This window comes from Nocardioides sp. YR527, from assembly GCF_900101045.1.
Lineage (GTDB): Bacteria > Actinomycetota > Actinomycetes > Propionibacteriales > Nocardioidaceae > Nocardioides.
Window position 1 is genome coordinate 237,976 of sequence record NZ_FNFN01000004.1, and the last position, 15,378, is coordinate 253,353.

Below are 15,378 nucleotides of genomic sequence, written 5' to 3' on the forward strand. Positions count from 1 at the left end.
CCGGCCCCACCTCGGCGAATCCGGGTCAGGTCGTGCCAGACCCCGCGCCGCCCCGTGTCAACGACTGCTGGATCTGCCATGCGGCGAAGGCGGCCAGCAGGCCTCCGGCGATGCCGGCCCACCCGGCGGAACCCACCTCGCCTTCCTCGCCGATCGCCTGCCAGGACGCGATGACGACCCCGACGTAGTGGACTGCGGTGAGGGCGCCGGTAGAGATCAGGACGGCGGTGGCGAACCGACGACGGGAGGAGAGCGACAGCATGCCGACGGCCAGGCAACCGACCACTGCCGCTGGCTCGAAGATGTACTCGGCGCTTGCGCCTTCCTCGACCTCGGTCCAGTACGAACTGAAGCCGTCGTACGGGATGAACAGCGCGACGATGGCCAGTCCGGCGCCCGCCAAGGCCACGACCAGCCAGACGGGCTCGACGAGACCGAGGTCGCGATCCCTCGACGACACGCTCAGGCACGCCCGGCCTGCCACGACAGCCCCCGCTGCGCCGCACACGACAAGGAGACTCAGTACGACACCGACGGCGCCGATGTCCTCGAGGGAGAACTTCACCAGTCCGATCCCGGCGGCGCCCAGGAGGATCCCGACCACGATGAACAGTCCCGCTGCGTTGGCGGCGGCCAGCCGCTGACGGCGGAGCTGACTCGCAGCGACGAGGAGAGCAAGGGCAGCAAGCGCGACCTCGAACGGCGTGACGACCGCGAACGAGTTCCAGGACGTCGGGGCCTCGGCCAGCAACGGCAACGGAATCGCGGCCAGCAGCCCCACGGCAGCGAGTGACGCGACGGCGGGAACCCACGCGGCGGGCTGGGGCTCGGTAGCCGCCACCGGCCGCGGGCGGGGCTCGGGCTCGCGCGCGGGTTCGCGCGCGACAGCGGCTTCGGCCGCCGGTGGGGGTGTGTCGGGTGGCGGCGGCGGTGGAGGCGGCGGCTCGGCGGGTCGGCGAGCTCGTTCGGCCGACCCTCGTACGAGACGCTCGGTGTCGTGCTCAGCCATGTCGTCCAGCGCCATGCGGGCCGCGGCGGCGCGAGCCGAGTCCGCGTCGTCCAGCAACGCGGCCAGCTCCTCCACCGCACCGAGACGTACGTTGGTGAAGGGGCTCGAGATGGCACCACGCAGATCGGCCAACAGGTCCACCGGTTCAGGTGGGCGGTTGCTACGGGCGATGTAGAAGTCTCCTTGGACGTCGAAGACCCACTTGCCCGGAGTCTGCGACGGCGTGACGGTCCGCACCCGGTCGAAGGCGAATTCGTACAGCTCGTCGACTGACACAAGACCGTCACGATCCAGGTCCGCCTCGCCAGTGGCCAGACCCTCGACCAGAGCCGAGGTGAACACCGACGGCTTGCCCTGGCCGGCAAGCTGGTCGCCCTCGAATGAGTACTCCATCGCGCTCGACGCCGTCAGCACGATCCGCCCGCGGCCATCGAAACGCTCCATGATGTCCATGCGCTCGTCGCCGCGATTCATCATCCCACGCGCGAACGCGCCGCTGTAGCAGCAGTCCAGGAACAGCACGATGCGCCGGGATCGACTCCTCGTCATCTGCCTGTTCACGTAGTCGGCGGGCAGGGACGTGGCGTCGAGGTGATCGATCTCGGTGTCCGGCGTAGCGAAGTAGAGCCTCCCGTCCTCATCCTTCACCCCGTGGCACGAAAGATGCAGCAGGAGGAGATCGTCAGGCCCGCGGTCATCGAAGAAGGTCGAGACCTTGCGTCGGACCACATGCTCCGGCTCGTTGAGTGACACCTCGACATCAAAGCCCCCGATCTCGGCGTTCCGGAGCACGCCTGCCAGTTGCTCGGCGTCGCTGGCGGGCGCGCGAAGCCTGCTCAACCGCTGGTCGTGGTACGTGTCGTTGGCCACCACCAGGGCGCTGCGCCGCCCCGCAGTCATGACACCGGTGAGGAAGCAGGTGGGTCCGGCTCCCCTGAAGCGTGCAGGGCCGCGACGAACTCATCGATGAGTCGATCCTGCTGCTCCAGCGACGCCGAGTCGATCTTGAGTGTTTGGTCGCCGATGGTGAGCTCGACCGCGCGGGCCCCGCGAGTAGAGGACACCCACCCCCGGATCACCCCCACGATGGCGGTCACGGCGACCAGCGGCTCGTGGAAGGCCACGAGCAGAACTCCGATCGCCCCGACGTCGATGCCACGGGCGCCAGCAGGCGCCTCGCCCGCGCTCGCGCGCTCGACATCATCGACGCCGAGGTCCAGCAGCTCCCGGCGCAAGACCGAACTGAGCTCATCGAGACGCTCCACATCAGGATCGTGGATCGTGATGGTCATCTGGCGACTCATCCTCGGCTCCTCGCTTCAAAGGACTCCCTTATGGTCAGTGTCCTCCTAGACCGGGGGCTCGTCACCAGCCGGTGCCGATGACGTTTCCCGAGCGAGCGATGAACCCGCTCGCGCCGGTCTCGTCCCGCTCGCCCTGACCTCGGTAGTGGAACCAGCGGAGGTCCCCGGCCCGGTTGACTGCGAACATGCTGTGCCCGAAGCCACCCTGATTGGTGACTCCGCCGAAGAGGTGCACCACATCACCGAACCCGCGGCCGATCGGGTTGCTGGTGTTCGAGGCCCAGCCCAGTACGCCGGATGGGTCCTCCTCACCGTTGCCGGAGTAGGAGTACCAACGCAGCAGGTTGTCCTCGGTGACGACGAAGAACACGTTCGCCGAGGCGTACACCAGGCGTACGCCCTGCCAGCCCTGCCCGACGATGTTTCCCGAGTTGGGGTGCCAGCCCATCGTGCCGCCCGGGTCGTGCTCGCCGTTGCCCGTGTACCGGTACCAGCGCAGGAAGCCATCGGTCTCGACGGTGAAGACGTTCATTCCGTGGATGCCGATGCCGATGCGCGGGGCGACGAACATCTTGGTCACGTTCTCGAACCCGCTGCGGATGGTGTTGCCGGAGTTCGGTACGAACCCCGCCGCGCCGGTGATGTCGGGCTCGCCGTTGCCGTCGTAGCCGAACCAGCGCAGCGTCCCGTCGGGGTGGACCACCAGGATCACCCCGTTCCCGGCGCCAACGACCTGCTTCAGGTGAGTGAACCCGCGGCCGATCAGGTTCCCGGTGTTGGGGGACCACGACTGCAGAGCCAGCGGGTCACCGGCCTGCTCGCCCTGGCCGTTGTAGCGGTTCCACTCCAGGTTGCCTTCGGTCGTCACCCCGAAGAAGACCCCTTGCCGGGTGAGACCACCGACGCCGTCGGAGCCGTTGCCTCCGTGGAACAGCCGTAGGTGCCGTACCGAGCTGGTGTGGGTCAGCGCCTCACCCCAGGAGACGCGCACGCGGCCGTCCGGGGCCGCGGCGAACTTGAGGGTCACGTTTGTCGTCGTCCCGTCGGACCAGGCAAGTGGGGGCGTCTCCTGGCCCACCTGCCAGACTCCCTGGACGCCGGCCAGCAGGTCCGGCGGGCGCAGGTTCTGGACGATGGGTCCGTTCGGGGTCGACTTCTGCACTCGCCAGACGCAGACACCGTCACCGGGGAAGTCAGCGTCGTAGCGCCGGGCCGGCCCGGCGGACCTGCGGCGCTCGACCAGGAAGTACTCACTGTCCTGCCGGGTCTCGTCCCAGAGGATGAAGGCCCCGTCGGCGGTGTCGTCGCGTACGTCCTCGGACCGTTGGCTCTTGAGCGCGAACCGGCGTGGTTCCGCCCAGCCGAGCTGCATCTTGTGCCACATGTCGAGGTGCACGATGACCTGATCGTCACTGGTGAACGAGAAGGAGCTCATCAGCGTCATCAGCACGTTGCCGTTGTTGGGCTGCTGGCCCATGTTGTACATGTCGATCGTGCGCAGCAGGTGGGAAGTTTCGTGGGCCAGTTGATAGAAGGGTGTCAGGGGGCCGCCTCCCGCCAATCGGATCCGAACCTGGATGCCGTCAGGGAGGAAAGGGGTGGTGCTGCCGGTCAGGGTGAAGACCTCGTTGAAGGCGATGCCCGGCAAGGCGCCGGCGAAGTTCTCCACCATCACGATGCTCAGCTCGCTCTCCTCGAGCATGGCGTCAGCGTCGACGTTGTGCTGCGCAAGCATGTTGGGCGGAAACTTCTCCAGCACCTGCCTGCAGCGTTTGGACGGCACCCCGTCCGGAATCGTTGATCCCATCGTGACCTCGAACAGGCCCACCCGGGTGTAGCCGAAGCGGCCCAGGCTGTTCTCCCGAAAGTAGTCGGAGAGGCTGGCCGGGTTGACCGGGTTGGCCGTCGAGAACGGCGGCGCCGGGTTGCCGAATGCCAACTGCTCGTAGTAGCCGAGCCCATGGAAACTCGCGATCTTGCTCGGATTGCTGTCCCAGTCGACAAGAAGGGCCATCAGCGGACGACTGCCCAGAGCCTTCGTCCCGTCGCCCAGAGTCATGGAGCCGTGGCCGAAGTCGGCCAAAGACGCAGGAAAGAAGGCCATAACCCATGGAACTGCCGCTGATGTGCGGAGTCATGCCCTATCTGGGCGAAGTGGACGTGTCCCTGCTCAGCGGTCGGACGCCGGCGATGGAGGTGGGAACTTGGACGCTGGCTACCTGGATGTCGTCGGTGGGATCCTGGAAGCGTGCCAGAGCGTACGGCAGCCGACGACGTTGGACGGAGGAACGTGGCCCGCCTCGGAGGGGTGGCGGCGCTCGTGGGTGGGTTGGCATGGGCGGTGAAGGGCACGGTGATCCTTGGCGGAGGTGACCAGCCGCCGCTGCTCTTCGAGGTCGCTCCCATGCTGTTCGGCGTCGCATTGCTGAGCATCGCGTACTCGACACTGCCGCCGAGCCGACGGCGCACGGCCGCTTTGGGGCTCGCTGCAGTCTCAGTTATCGCCGGCCTCGTGGCGCTTGTCAGCGAGCTGGTCGGCGAGGTGGCTGGTATGGCGCTGGCGATCTCTTCCATCGCGTTGCTGATCGGCCTGCTGCTGCTCCCACGGCGCGGCCACCCGCCGGCTCCCCTCGCGTGGTGGATCGGCGCGGTCACGGTGCCCGCACTGTTGGTCGGAGGGATCCTGCCCGAGCTCGACGAGCGGCTGCTGGAGGTTCCGCTCACCTGTCTTGGCGTGGCCTGGATTGTTCTCGGATGGACAGCATTGATCGACAGGGTCGACCCCAGTTCGTCGTAGGTTTCAGGCATGGGCGTACGCACCCACTCCAGCGTGTCCCGCTCGCGCGGTATGACGCGGGACGCCTTCTCTCAGCCGGGGTTGCACGCCAGATCAAAGTTCGATGCGTAATGGCAAGATGACTACATGGCATCGGACTCCCGGATGGTGGCATTGGGTTTCGGAAAGTTCGCGCGCGCTGACCGCATCTTCGCCCTGGAGCGCATCACCGGAGAGGAACGCGGCGATGGCCGCCGCACTCGAGTCTGGATCGACGGGGTCACCGACCCCTTGATCGCCTCCAGAACCGAGATCACAATCCTTCGCGATATGGGCCAGGAATCCGCGGTCACCGCACCCGAGCTCGACGTGGCAATGGACCTCGCCGCGCGTCTGGCGGCCGCGGCTGAGGAGGGTCGGGTGGATCTGAGCGACCTGGGCCGTCGTGCACGACGTCTCCTCGCCACGACGACGCCATAGGAAAGGGGCACCTCGACAGCCCGCCCCTTTTTGGGCGGCCCATGGCGATGTACCGCGCGCGCTCGCGACGCAACGCGATCCTGGTTCGGGCTCAGACGCTAGCTACATGGATGTCGCAGTGAGATCCCTGGAGGCGTACTCCAGTGTGTGTGCGGCGAGGCTGAGCCCGATGCTCCGCTGGAGGCTTGGCTTCCCGCCATGCGAGCCCCCAGCAGCAGATAGGTTGGTGTAAACAGCCCGCGTCGTGTGAGGAGCAAGCTAGTGAGCAAGGAAGTGTGGCTGGTCCTCGCCGGCGGCGCGATCTCCGTGGTCACAGGCATAGTCGGTGCCGTGGTCACCAACTACTTCAAGTCCCGTGAAGAAGCACGCGCCGAAACGCGCGAGAAAACCAGATCGGAACGCGACCGCCAACACGGAGTGGCCGAACAGATCCTCACTCTGTTCTCGCGGTTCATCGAAGCCATCGAGGCAACACGACTGATGACCGAGGACATCTCCCCATCGCCTGCCGAGCAACGATACGACCTGTACAACCAGCTGAAACAGAAGGCGTTGTATCTGCCCAATGATCTCGCCGGCCACGTGCGCTTATTGGCCGACGTCGCATACCACGCAGATGAACTCGCCCCCGGCCGACTCGGTACAGGTCACCACTGGCAAAGCCAGCCGACGATCCTTCAGAACTGCAAGATCGAACTCGAGATGCAGCTTTCCGCGTTCCTACGCGGCCGCCCAAGTCCAAACCTGTCACCCATCGCGGAACAGTACGAGCTTGCCCTTGAGGACGACTTTGACGAACGGCGCAGCGACTTCGCGCAAGAGATCGCCGAAGCGGACGACGCCCAAGAAGAATGGATCAGGCGCGACTTCAAGAACCGAGATCGGCTCCGCATCGCCAACGACGAATAGCCTGCGCGGATGGCCAGCAACCAGCCTGCGAGCGATGATGCGCCACCCTGCCCGACGGCAGAAATCGCACAGGATGTAGAACTGGGACGTGCTAGAGACAACCTTGCTCATCCTGGCCGCCGCAGGCTGGTTGACCAGTGTACTGGGCGCAATCCTCGTGCATCATGGGGCCGCGAAGCTATCTGAGGAGCCCGATCCGGGCACCTTCTCCATCTCCACGTCTGAGCGCCACTCTCGGTGGGGTCTGACCTTGGTGATCCTCGGTGCGTCCGCGGGCGCGCTCGGTACGATCCTTGCCGTCGTCAGTTCGAGTTGACCGCCAGCACGCGGCGAAAAGTGCAGGACCACTGGGCGGCGCCTCGTTGGTTCAGGAGAGCCAGCGCCCGCCTGCTGCTCCCGCTGCGGCCGTCCATACGGTCTCTAATGCGTACTGCATGTAGTGACGCTGGGTTTGGCTTTCACGGTAGTTGTCGCTGGTTGTCTTGCTGTGCTTGCCCTGGTCATTGGTCGCTCCCGACTTGAACGCCATGCCGCGTGCTAGTCGGCGCCGATTCGAGGAACTCCTGATGCTGCTGTTGATCGGGGTCGCTGGAGGATTGGGTTCGCGAGTTCATCGCTGGTTACCCGGACACGCTCGAGCAGATCCTGAGCGGAGAGAGATTCGCGATCTGCTATTCGCTTGAGGTACTCCCAGGCGTCCTCGGGTCGGCGGCGCTCGTAGTGAAGTAAGAAGACGTTGGCGCGATTTGGGCGTATTCGATCAACCAATCCCGGTAGCTCGAGCAGGAGGGCTCCGGCTGCTCTAATCGGGTCATGGCCCATGCTCCTCATCGCGATCACAACTGCTTTTGTGGCGATGATCGCGGCCACCTCCATGGGAATGTTGAGCATCTTCCAATTGCTCGTGATCAGCCCGTCATACCCGAGTTGGTGCAGTGCGATGAAGAGTTCGCGGTCGCTTACTGTGCGGAGCCGATCATCAAGATTGCCGAGGTGGACGATCTCGACCTCCGGGGGGATCCATTCCCTTACGTCTCTGAGCAGGGGCTGAGGGAAGTTCTGGTCCAGTACCAGCCTTAGCACTGACTCTGACATCAGGCGGCGCCGAGTGTCGTCTCTAGGTCGACTGCCTCGCAGACCGCGTCCTCGGTCACCTCATACATGCTTGCGACCTTCGCGATGCTGTACCCGCGCGCAGCTAGACCGGCGAGCGTCTGAGTCGTGAGCCGCGTGTTCTCCACGTGCGGCTCGCCGGCCACACGTTCGGGGACGATCCGCAAGTGTGATCGAGGGCGTACGAGGTCGGGGCCGGTGTGCCCCTCGAACTCGAATGGATCGAGAAGTCCGAAGTGCTTGTCGTGGGGCAGTGCGTGATTGCCCCTCGTGTCGGCGAAGCCAGTCGGCATGCGAAGGAAAATGTCGCCTCGCTGATCGACAACGAGGGACGCGTTTCCTGGCTCGTGTTCGCTCCACAAGTCGATGTTCATCTGTGCGAGCTGCGTTAGCGCCAACCTCACCTGCGTCATCGGACTCGCGGGCAGCCGATCGTCCTCACTGCCCTTGGGCTTGCGGAGCCACGCCACTATCCGCAGCGACATGAGGTCAGCGAATGACCAAAGCTTCTCCTGTACCGGAGACACGCTAGGCACAACGATCCCTTTGCTCGCCCAGTCGTAAACGGTCCGCGTCGGAACCCCAGACAGTGCAGCGGCACGAGACGCTTCATAGCAACCAGCCGACGCGGCGGCTAAGCCGACAGGGAAGCGAGACATGGTCCCGAGTATGCCCCAGTTCTCCTTTGGCATGTACGGAGTTCACCTCCAGCGTGTTCCGAAGCATGTTCGCGGTGCGCAACTCCAGGCTTACCCGCTAGCAGCGACACGTCCCGGCGATACCGAAAGGGGCTCGGGAGCTTCCCGGTAGTTCGGTTGCCGACCTTCAGCAGGGTGGCCCGACTCGCAGGCCTAGTTCAGTTCCGTGGCGACGTCGCACGATTCTCGACAGAATCGTGAAGTTGCCCCGAACGCGGGCGCTCGCTTCGAGGTCGCGCCGACAGGCGGAGCCGCACGACCATGCTCCGAACTGTCACGCTGCACAGTCACGACCTGAACAATCTCGTTCAGCCGTATCGAAGTGCTCTGGCGGAGTCGCGTGTGGCGCCGGCAAGCGCAGATGGCACGGATCAAGTCGAGCACTGTCTCCACTCTGCCCGCGGCATACCTACGCCAGAACGGCGCCAACATCGTTCACAGTCCTGGCAAATACGAACGAGCCGAGAGTCTCGTGCCAGCGGTCAGAATCGGCCTCGATGATTCGCGCTGCCTGTTCGGTCGGCGTGAGCAGGAAGGTGTCGAGGTCATGGACAAACTCGGCCCCGAGCAGGACCGCGGCTCGCCTGTGGCGCATGCCGTTTGCCAGGAGGTCTCGGGCGTCGGTATCAGATGTTCCGTACCGGAGGAAGTCCGGCAGGAGAGTCATTATTGGCGCGATCTCCTCGCCAGTCTGCTCGAAGTACCTGACCAGCACGGCGATGGCTTGCTCGACGAGGGTCGCCAGTGTGAAAGACACGACGCCAGCGTGAATCCGCAGGATGCGATCGAGATCATACTTGTGTCTTCGCGCGATCTCCGCGAATGTGTCGCCGCTCAACCAGGGGACGAGTTGGTCGTAAAGATCATCGACGGGCGGGAGCACCGGGTCGCGTCCCGGTTGTGGGTAGCTCATAATCAGGGACCGGCGCATCTCGCTCTGCGTCCAAGCCCACTCCAGGATCGCACGAAGGAGGGGCCCGTCGATGGCGGCCTCGGCTGCTGTCCAGTCGTACCGCGGGAGAAGGTCGTCCAAGACACTGTCGAGAAGCCGTGCGCGGGCACCGGTCCCGGTCGAGAGCGATAGTCTGCCATTAGCGCGCAGGGCTATGAGACGCTGGGCTCGCAGAGTGAAGACCTGCTCGAGGTTGTCCCGGGCATGGTTGTTCGCCAACTGGTAAGCGAAGGTGCTGTCGGCAAGTTCCCGCGCGAGCTCGATGAACTCGTCACGACCAAGCTCGTCGCTGAGGAGTTCGAGAAGCGTGGCGTCGATGCCGTCGGTTACGGCCAACCAGGACTCCTCGGTTTCGAGCAGCTGGTTGTCGAGACGAGTTCCGGTACTCCGATTCGCCTCCTGGATGAGCGTAAGAAGAGCGCCGTTGACGCGTTCCCCGGACGCCCCGTCAGCAACCGCCTTTACGGCGGCCCAGCTGTCGGGGTTGGCACAGATCACGAGGCCCTTGGTCTCCGTTCCGGCTCGGCCGGCTCGGCCGACCAAGTTCTTGATCTCTCGCGTCAGCATGCGCACGCGGGTTCTGCCCTCCATGCGCTCCGTCGAGTAGAGCACCAGTGTGCGGATGGGCAGGTTCACTCCTTCCGCGAGCGTGCTCGTACAGAACACGAGTCGAATGTGCTTGCCGCGCAGGAGCCCTTCCAGAACTTCACGTGTCTCCTGCGGGATGTCGCCGTGATGTACGACAGCGCCATTCTCAACGGCCAGGGTGCCCGTCCAGGTTGGCCCATACTCCTGGGTGAGGTATTCGACGACTTCAGAGACGCGGGTCTGCGATTCTTCAGGCATCAGGTCGGCCGGGTCCGGCAACTGCAGGCCGGCGGCCCGCTGCGCAATGAGTTCCTCAGCGAGGCTGAGGACTCCCTGGTTGCCAGTCTTCGCTGTGGCGAACACGGCGACCGAGCCGAGCAGCAGCGACTTTCTGGCGGCCGCGACTGCGTGGGCCTTGATCGAGGCGTTGGGCCAGATCCTGTGTCGTCCGTTCGCTGGGTTCACGTAGTCGAAGTCATCTGCGGTCAGGAACCCCGGAAGGACCCGTGAGGGTAGGTTGGTGTCGCTCGGGGCATGCATCCGTAGGTTGATTCGTAATGACCGACCTGTCTTCTTGCTGGGGCGCAGGACTGCGTACTCGGCGTCGGCAGGCCGGAAGTCGCTGCGTACGACGGTCTCGTCGGTGCCGCCAAGCCAGGCATTGATCTCGTCGATGTTGGGAACGATCGCGGAGACGAACACGATGCGCGGCGGCTCTTCGCGGGCGCGGAACCGCGCAAGCAGTAGTTCAAGACCGACGCCTCGGCCGCCCTTGGAGTCCAGCAGGTGGCCCTCGTCGCAAACCAACATGCTAAGCCGATCGGAAAGTTCCGGGGTGTTATCAAGGAGCCCCGTCAGAGACTCCGGGGTCGCGATGATGACTCGTACAGCATCGAGGTCATCCGTCTCCTCTGGCGAGGGCACGATGCCGCCGTAGATCGTCCGGGTCGGGTAGCCGAGAGAGGTAAGGTTCTCGCCAAGCGATGTCCGTAGCTCAGTGCCTAGCGACCGGAACGGGACCAGCACGACCGCAAGGTCGTGCCCCTCCTGCCGGTTCAAGTGGCTGAAGATGAGCGTTTCAGTTAGGGCTGTCTTCCCCGCCCCGGTGGGCATCTGCAGCGAGTAGGTCTCTTGATGGTTGAGAAGGCCGGCTTCGATCGCGACCCGCTGAGAGGGAAAAAAGTCCCATACCGGTGGTCGCCTGCTGATGAACGATTCGACCAGCGGGTCCCAAGACCGGTCTTCGCCGTTGGGCAGGACAGCCCGCACGTTCGTTGCGACGAACGTCTGCAGCAGTGCTGCAAGCAGGACTGAGGAAACCCAGGCATCCGGCCCGGTGGCACGTGCGTCCGCGACGGCCTCGGCAGCGGCGTCCCGTGCTTGCAAGATAGTGAGCTGGTCTCCCGAGCGCAGCGCGTCGAGTAGTTCGGCGACCTGCTCGGACCGCACAGCTGTTGGTCGGGCCAGGAGGTCGTAACACGCATCGTAGACGTCGGTCTCAAGGTGATCTCGGGTGGCTTGACGCATCGTTAGATACGCAGATGCGGAGAAGCCTCCGAGGTAGAAGGCAGCCGCAGCGTAGAGCAGCAGGTCAGATCGACCTGGTCCCTGCAGTCTGCGCCCGAGTCGGGTGAATCCATTGGCCACCGTTCCCCAGTCCCTGGAGTCAGCGGGGCCGGTGCGAATTAGGTCGAAGAGTTCGCCCGTCAAGGAGGACTGCAGATCCGAGTCCCGGCCTTCCTGGTACGCGAGGTCAGGCATCAGCTCGCTGAGAGCGAAGATCTCGGCGTTTCCTCGGGTATCCGCGTCCGCGATCCAATGGCGCAATTCGTCTCTCACGACGCCCCGCCTTGAGTGGCGCCAAGAGCCGAGACATGCGTCTCGGCACTGGTGACTACCTCGGTGAAGGTCGCGGTGTAGATCTGCATGAGGTCAGTCACGGACAGAACGATCAGGGTGCATTGATCCGGAACTCCGGGGATGTTCTCCGTTTCCGTTGCGACGTACTTGGCGTCGATTACAGCGATCGCCTTGAAGTCCCTGCTGTACGGCCCGTGGACAGAGTCGGTCGGAGTGATGAAACGTTCGAGCTGCTCGACGGTCAACTGCGTCAACTCTCCCTTGATGGCCAGTTCCTTCAGCCAGTTGAGTGTCTTGTCGAGACGTCCGCCACGGTCGGTTGCGGAGTCCTTGAGCGCTGATGCAATCGGCTTCGAGTTCCCGCGACTGGCCTTAGACTTGACCTCAGCGCACTCGATTCTGTCCTCGCCCGAGGCGGCCGGCCAGGTCGGTAGGGAGAACCTGACAACGTCGGACTTGGGAGCCGACTGGTTTCGATCGTTCTTGAACCTCCACTTGAGGGGATCGATTGCTTCGGCTTGCTTCGACGCCAGGTAGAACGCGGCGAGCATCTCGCCAAAGTCTCCAGACATCACCGACGGGTTGTCTGGGACGTAAGTACCGGCCAATGCGCCGGCATCGATGCCTGCTGCGGCACGAGCCTCAAGGTGTTCGTCGGCGAAGTAGCATCTTCGCACCGGCACGCCCAGGCGGGTCGCCCACGCATCGACGCTGTCGGTCGAGACCTCGACGAGCAGGTGGTGTTCCTGAGCTGTCTCGACCAGGAGCGTGGACATTTCTGCGAGGTCAAGGCCAAGCACTTCCATGGCCTCCGCCCCCGCTTGACTGCGGTCCGTTCAACTCCGACGAGGAGAGAGTACCGACTGCGGCGCTCAGCGTTTGGAGTTTTCGCTTCTCTTGCTGCCAGCGCTACTTCACCGTCAGTCTGAACGAACCAAGTTCCCGCGGGCGAACGTAAGACCGTCACTGCGCGTGTCCCAACCACCGACTTGCTGGGCGGAAGCCGGTGGCGCTGATGACCTGACAAACGCGTTCCGTCTCGTAACAGGGACCGCGTCAATGTGGGCGGTATGTCGCGCCTGGTTCGCCGCAATCTCAGCGAGAGGAGCCAGTGCCTCAGCCGTCGAACGCCGCGATTAGGTCGGCTGGAGCGACGGCCAGCCAGGCGTCGACCAGCAGGTCGCGGAGGTCTCCTGGCGCGATGACGTTGAGCTCGATGAGTACGGCGGGGTAGTTGTTGAAGTGCTCGATGGTGAAGACGCCGTCGATGCCGGCGGCGAGGACGCCTTCCTTCTCGTGCAAGTCGGCTGTGTTGACTGCGAGGATCGGAGGGTCCGGGGGAGTTTGGTCGCCGAAGCGTTTGAGGTCGGCCTTGCTGAACGGTCGCAGCCAGGCGATGCCCTTGCCGCGTACGGACCAGGTCTGGTGTCCGTGGCGCTCGCCCTCGGTGACCTCCGGCAGTTCGCCGATGACCCGGGCGAGGTCTTCGAGGGTTGCCATCTTCGGAGCGTAGCTCTTGGATCTGCTGGTTTGAACCGGATCGGCCGAGTGGGTGAGTAAGGTCCCTGGCGTGACGTCGATGATCGACTCGATCGCATCCCGGCTGCTGCGGACGCGCGCCGTCGTACGTGCGCCGATCTGGCTCTATCGACACCACGCCGGGTGGCTCTTCGGCTCCCGGATGCTGATGCTCGAACACATTGGCCGCCGGTCAGGGGCGCCGCGGTACGTGTGCCTCGAGGTCGTCGAGCGGCCGAGCGCGGACGAGATCGTGGTGGTGAGCGGCTTCGGCACCGGCGCGCAGTGGTACCAGAACCTTCGCGCCGACCCCGCCTGTCGCGTCAGTATCGGGACGCGGAACGGCGTCGCGGCGAGGGCGCGGTTCCTCACGGAGGAGGAGTCTGCCGCTGCGCTGGGTCGCTATCAGCAGGCACACCCGAAGGCCTGGCAGCGACTGCGCGGCGCGATCGAGGCGGCGGTCGGCCACGAGGTCGAGGGACTGCCGACGGTGAACCTGAAGCTCGAAGGAGACTGAGATGCGTCGCAGGTGGCTGTGGTTGATCAAGAACACGCTCAACCGGGTGACGACCCGGGTGGCCCGCTCGGGCCACGGCCCGTTCTCGCTCGTGCGTCACGTGGGGCGGAAGTCGGGGAAGACGTACGAGACGCCGATCATGGTCGCGCGGGTGCCCGAAGGGTTCATCGCGGAGCTGACCTACGGCGAGGACGTCAACTGGTACCGCAACATCGTCGCCGCCGGCGGCTGTGAGGTGCTGGTCGACGGCCAGTGGCATCAGGTGTCCGCGATCGAGCCCTATCCGTCCGACGCAGGCCGGGACGCTTTCGGCTATCCGGCCAAGCTGGTTCTGCAGGTGCTGCAGCGCCACGAGTTCAGGTTGCTGCGTACGTCCTGATCAGCTGGGCGAGCTGCCGGATGCGCTGAGGGCGCGGAGGTGGTTGCGGAAGTCGGCGCCGTCGGCGGGGGAGCGGTACTCGAGCTCGTGGGCGACCTCGCCGGCGACGAGCAACAGGCTGGGTTGCGATCGCCGCTCGTGGTTGAGCGCCGCTTCGGCGAGCTCGAGTGCAGTTACTGGGCTGCCCGTCGCGGGCGGCGAGGACGGCCTTGGTCAGCTGCGCCTCGGCGAGTCGCATCGGGCTGATGACGGCGCCGTCGGGGCGGACGCTGGTGGCGATGACGGTGTCGGCCATGGCGTCGGCCATGCGTTCGCGGCCGTGCAGGGTGCGGTAGGCGTCCATCGCGTAGAAGGAGGCCTTGGTCGGGTCGACGTTGAAGTGGTTGCGTACGTTCGACGGCAGGTCGTTGCTATCGAGGACCTCGCGGACTCGATCGAGCGCAACCTCGGTCTTGTGGCTGTCCTTCATCCGGGCGTACGCCTTGGCCTTCTGCGCGTGAAGCTGCGCGGCGACCGACGCATTGGGGGCGCAGCGGATGCCGGCGTCGGCGGCCGCGATCACGTTGGGCATGTCGCCTTGGGTGAGCGCCATCCAGGCGCGGATCTCCCACGTCCAGGCGGCCATCACGTTGTCGCCCAAGTCGGCAGCGAAGCCTTCGGCCGCGACGCGGGCCTGGTGGGTGGCCTGCTCGTCGCCCTGATCCCACATCAGGCACGCCCGGAGCAGCGAGAGCCAGCCGGTGAGGTGGATGACGCGCTCGTGGCCGGCGAGGGACACCCGCCCTTCGTGTACGAGAGAGGCGAGCTCCTTGAGCCAGTCGTCGACCTCGACGGTCAGCGATCGGGCGTCCTGGGCGGAGTAGGCGGTGCACAGGCGCTCGACCTCCGCCTCGGCCTGCGCTAGATGAGCCTCGCCCACCTTCGGCATGCGCAGCGCGGCCACCAGGTCGGTGAACTCGGTCGGGCTCAACCGGTCCGGGACGTTCTGGTTCGCGAGCGGGCGCTGGGCGAAGAAGTCTGCGACCGGCAGGTCGAACATCGCTGCGATGGCCTGCTGAGTCTCGGGCGAGGGGTTGGCGATCTCCCCACGCCGGTAGCGCTTGAACGTCGCGATGACCGAGTCCAGCTGAGTCTCCTCGTGGAACGGCGAGAGCGCGATGTAGTGCATCGCCGTCTCCCGGTTGCTCCAGCCCTTGGCGGCCTGAAGACGTACCAGCCTCTCGTGCCACTGCTCAGCCATCCGGCCTCCCGATGCGTTCGGTGTCTCGTCGCGCG

At 65.1% G+C, this 15,378-nt stretch carries 14 protein-coding genes; 5 read left to right on the forward strand and 9 right to left on the reverse strand.

Going from position 1 to position 15,378, the window contains the following annotated elements; all coding sequences use genetic code 11:
* Positions 1-25 precede the first annotated feature (25 nt).
* The 3 genes from BLT25_RS13780 to BLT25_RS13790 form a co-directional block, all read right to left on the reverse strand.
* Positions 26-1,909: a caspase family protein gene (locus BLT25_RS13780; protein ID WP_091046793.1), complete on the reverse strand. Its 1,884-nt coding sequence runs from the start codon at positions 1,907-1,909 to the stop codon at positions 26-28.
* Positions 1,906-2,313, reverse strand: a complete 408-nt coding sequence (locus BLT25_RS13785) for a hypothetical protein (RefSeq protein WP_091046795.1) — start codon at positions 2,311-2,313, stop codon at positions 1,906-1,908. Before BLT25_RS13785 ends, BLT25_RS13780 begins: the two co-directional genes overlap by 4 nt.
* A 61-nt stretch (positions 2,314-2,374) precedes the next feature.
* Positions 2,375-4,372: a tachylectin-related carbohydrate-binding protein gene (locus BLT25_RS13790; RefSeq protein WP_143033748.1), complete on the reverse strand. Its 1,998-nt coding sequence runs from the start codon at positions 4,370-4,372 to the stop codon at positions 2,375-2,377.
* A gap of 231 nt (positions 4,373-4,603) precedes the next feature.
* Between BLT25_RS13790 and BLT25_RS13795 the strand changes: the two genes are divergently transcribed.
* From BLT25_RS13795 to BLT25_RS13805, 3 genes are all read left to right on the forward strand, one after another.
* Positions 4,604-5,110, forward strand: coding sequence for a hypothetical protein (locus BLT25_RS13795; RefSeq protein ID WP_143033749.1), 507 nt, complete (start codon positions 4,604-4,606; stop codon positions 5,108-5,110).
* A 126-nt stretch (positions 5,111-5,236) separates the two neighbouring features.
* Positions 5,237-5,569 carry a hypothetical protein gene (locus BLT25_RS13800; RefSeq protein WP_091046803.1) on the forward strand — a complete coding sequence of 111 codons (333 nt, stop codon included), beginning with the start codon at positions 5,237-5,239 and terminating at the stop codon, positions 5,567-5,569.
* Between the two features lie 261 nt (positions 5,570-5,830).
* On the forward strand, positions 5,831-6,478 hold the full coding sequence (locus tag BLT25_RS13805; RefSeq protein ID WP_091046806.1) for a hypothetical protein: 648 nt from the start codon (positions 5,831-5,833) through the stop codon (positions 6,476-6,478).
* 537 nt (positions 6,479-7,015) lie between these two features.
* On the opposite strand, the gene BLT25_RS29495 is transcribed toward BLT25_RS13805, so the two are convergent.
* The 5 genes from BLT25_RS29495 to BLT25_RS13830 all read right to left on the reverse strand — a co-directional run bounded on the left by BLT25_RS29495 (position 7,016) and on the right by BLT25_RS13830 (position 13,189).
* Positions 7,016-7,573: a hypothetical protein gene (locus BLT25_RS29495; protein WP_143033750.1), complete on the reverse strand. Its 558-nt coding sequence runs from the start codon at positions 7,571-7,573 to the stop codon at positions 7,016-7,018.
* Positions 7,573-8,076, reverse strand: a complete 504-nt coding sequence (locus tag BLT25_RS13815) for a DUF433 domain-containing protein (RefSeq protein WP_176883872.1) — start codon at positions 8,074-8,076, stop codon at positions 7,573-7,575. The genes BLT25_RS29495 and BLT25_RS13815 overlap by 1 nt, the downstream gene beginning before the upstream one ends.
* A gap of 622 nt (positions 8,077-8,698) precedes the next feature.
* A complete protein-coding gene (locus tag BLT25_RS13820; protein WP_143033751.1) occupies positions 8,699-11,668 on the reverse strand; it encodes a DEAD/DEAH box helicase in 2,970 nt (989 codons plus the stop codon).
* Positions 11,665-12,495, reverse strand: a complete 831-nt coding sequence (locus BLT25_RS13825; RefSeq protein ID WP_091046816.1) for a Hachiman antiphage defense system protein HamA — start codon at positions 12,493-12,495, stop codon at positions 11,665-11,667. The genes BLT25_RS13820 and BLT25_RS13825 overlap by 4 nt, the downstream gene beginning before the upstream one ends.
* Positions 12,496-12,805: 310 nt before the next feature.
* Positions 12,806-13,189, reverse strand: a complete 384-nt coding sequence (locus BLT25_RS13830) for an MmcQ/YjbR family DNA-binding protein (protein ID WP_091046818.1) — start codon at positions 13,187-13,189, stop codon at positions 12,806-12,808.
* A gap of 79 nt (positions 13,190-13,268) precedes the next feature.
* Between BLT25_RS13830 and BLT25_RS13835 the strand changes: the two genes are divergently transcribed.
* The gene (locus BLT25_RS13835) at positions 13,269-13,724 is read left to right on the forward strand and encodes a nitroreductase family deazaflavin-dependent oxidoreductase (protein ID WP_176883951.1); all 456 of its coding nucleotides are present in this window, start codon (positions 13,269-13,271) and stop codon (positions 13,722-13,724) included.
* A 1-nt stretch (position 13,725) separates the two neighbouring features.
* Positions 13,726-14,103, forward strand: a complete 378-nt coding sequence (locus BLT25_RS13840; RefSeq protein ID WP_091046824.1) for a nitroreductase family deazaflavin-dependent oxidoreductase — start codon at positions 13,726-13,728, stop codon at positions 14,101-14,103.
* On the opposite strand, the gene BLT25_RS13845 is transcribed toward BLT25_RS13840, so the two are convergent.
* Complete coding sequence (locus BLT25_RS13845) at positions 14,081-15,343, reverse strand: hypothetical protein (RefSeq protein WP_091046826.1); 1,263 nt, start codon at positions 15,341-15,343, stop codon at positions 14,081-14,083. The two genes, BLT25_RS13840 and BLT25_RS13845, sit on opposite strands and share 23 nt — an antisense overlap.
* Positions 15,344-15,378 lie beyond the last annotated feature (35 nt).

What these genes read in the sequence shown, in the direction of transcription:
- BLT25_RS13780 (WP_091046793.1), bottom strand. Translation starts at nt 1,909, where the DNA reads ATGACTGCGGGGCGGCGCAGCGCCCTGGTGGTGGCCAACGACACGTAC.
- BLT25_RS13785 (WP_091046795.1), bottom strand. Translation starts at nt 2,313, where the DNA reads ATGAGTCGCCAGATGACCATCACGATCCACGATCCTGATGTGGAGCGT.
- BLT25_RS13790 (WP_143033748.1), bottom strand. Translation starts at nt 4,372, where the DNA reads ATGACTCTGGGCGACGGGACGAAGGCTCTGGGCAGTCGTCCGCTGATG.
- BLT25_RS13800 (WP_091046803.1), top strand. Translation starts at nt 5,237, where the DNA reads ATGGCATCGGACTCCCGGATGGTGGCATTGGGTTTCGGAAAGTTCGCG.
- BLT25_RS29495 (WP_143033750.1), bottom strand. Translation starts at nt 7,573, where the DNA reads ATGTCAGAGTCAGTGCTAAGGCTGGTACTGGACCAGAACTTCCCTCAG.
- BLT25_RS13815 (WP_176883872.1), bottom strand. Translation starts at nt 8,076, where the DNA reads ATGTCGCTGCGGATAGTGGCGTGGCTCCGCAAGCCCAAGGGCAGTGAG.
- BLT25_RS13825 (WP_091046816.1), bottom strand. Translation starts at nt 12,495, where the DNA reads ATGGAAGTGCTTGGCCTTGACCTCGCAGAAATGTCCACGCTCCTGGTC.
- BLT25_RS13830 (WP_091046818.1), bottom strand. Translation starts at nt 13,189, where the DNA reads ATGGCAACCCTCGAAGACCTCGCCCGGGTCATCGGCGAACTGCCGGAG.
- BLT25_RS13835 (WP_176883951.1), top strand. Translation starts at nt 13,269, where the DNA reads ATGATCGACTCGATCGCATCCCGGCTGCTGCGGACGCGCGCCGTCGTA.
- BLT25_RS13840 (WP_091046824.1), top strand. Translation starts at nt 13,726, where the DNA reads ATGCGTCGCAGGTGGCTGTGGTTGATCAAGAACACGCTCAACCGGGTG.
- BLT25_RS13845 (WP_091046826.1), bottom strand. Translation starts at nt 15,343, where the DNA reads ATGGCTGAGCAGTGGCACGAGAGGCTGGTACGTCTTCAGGCCGCCAAG.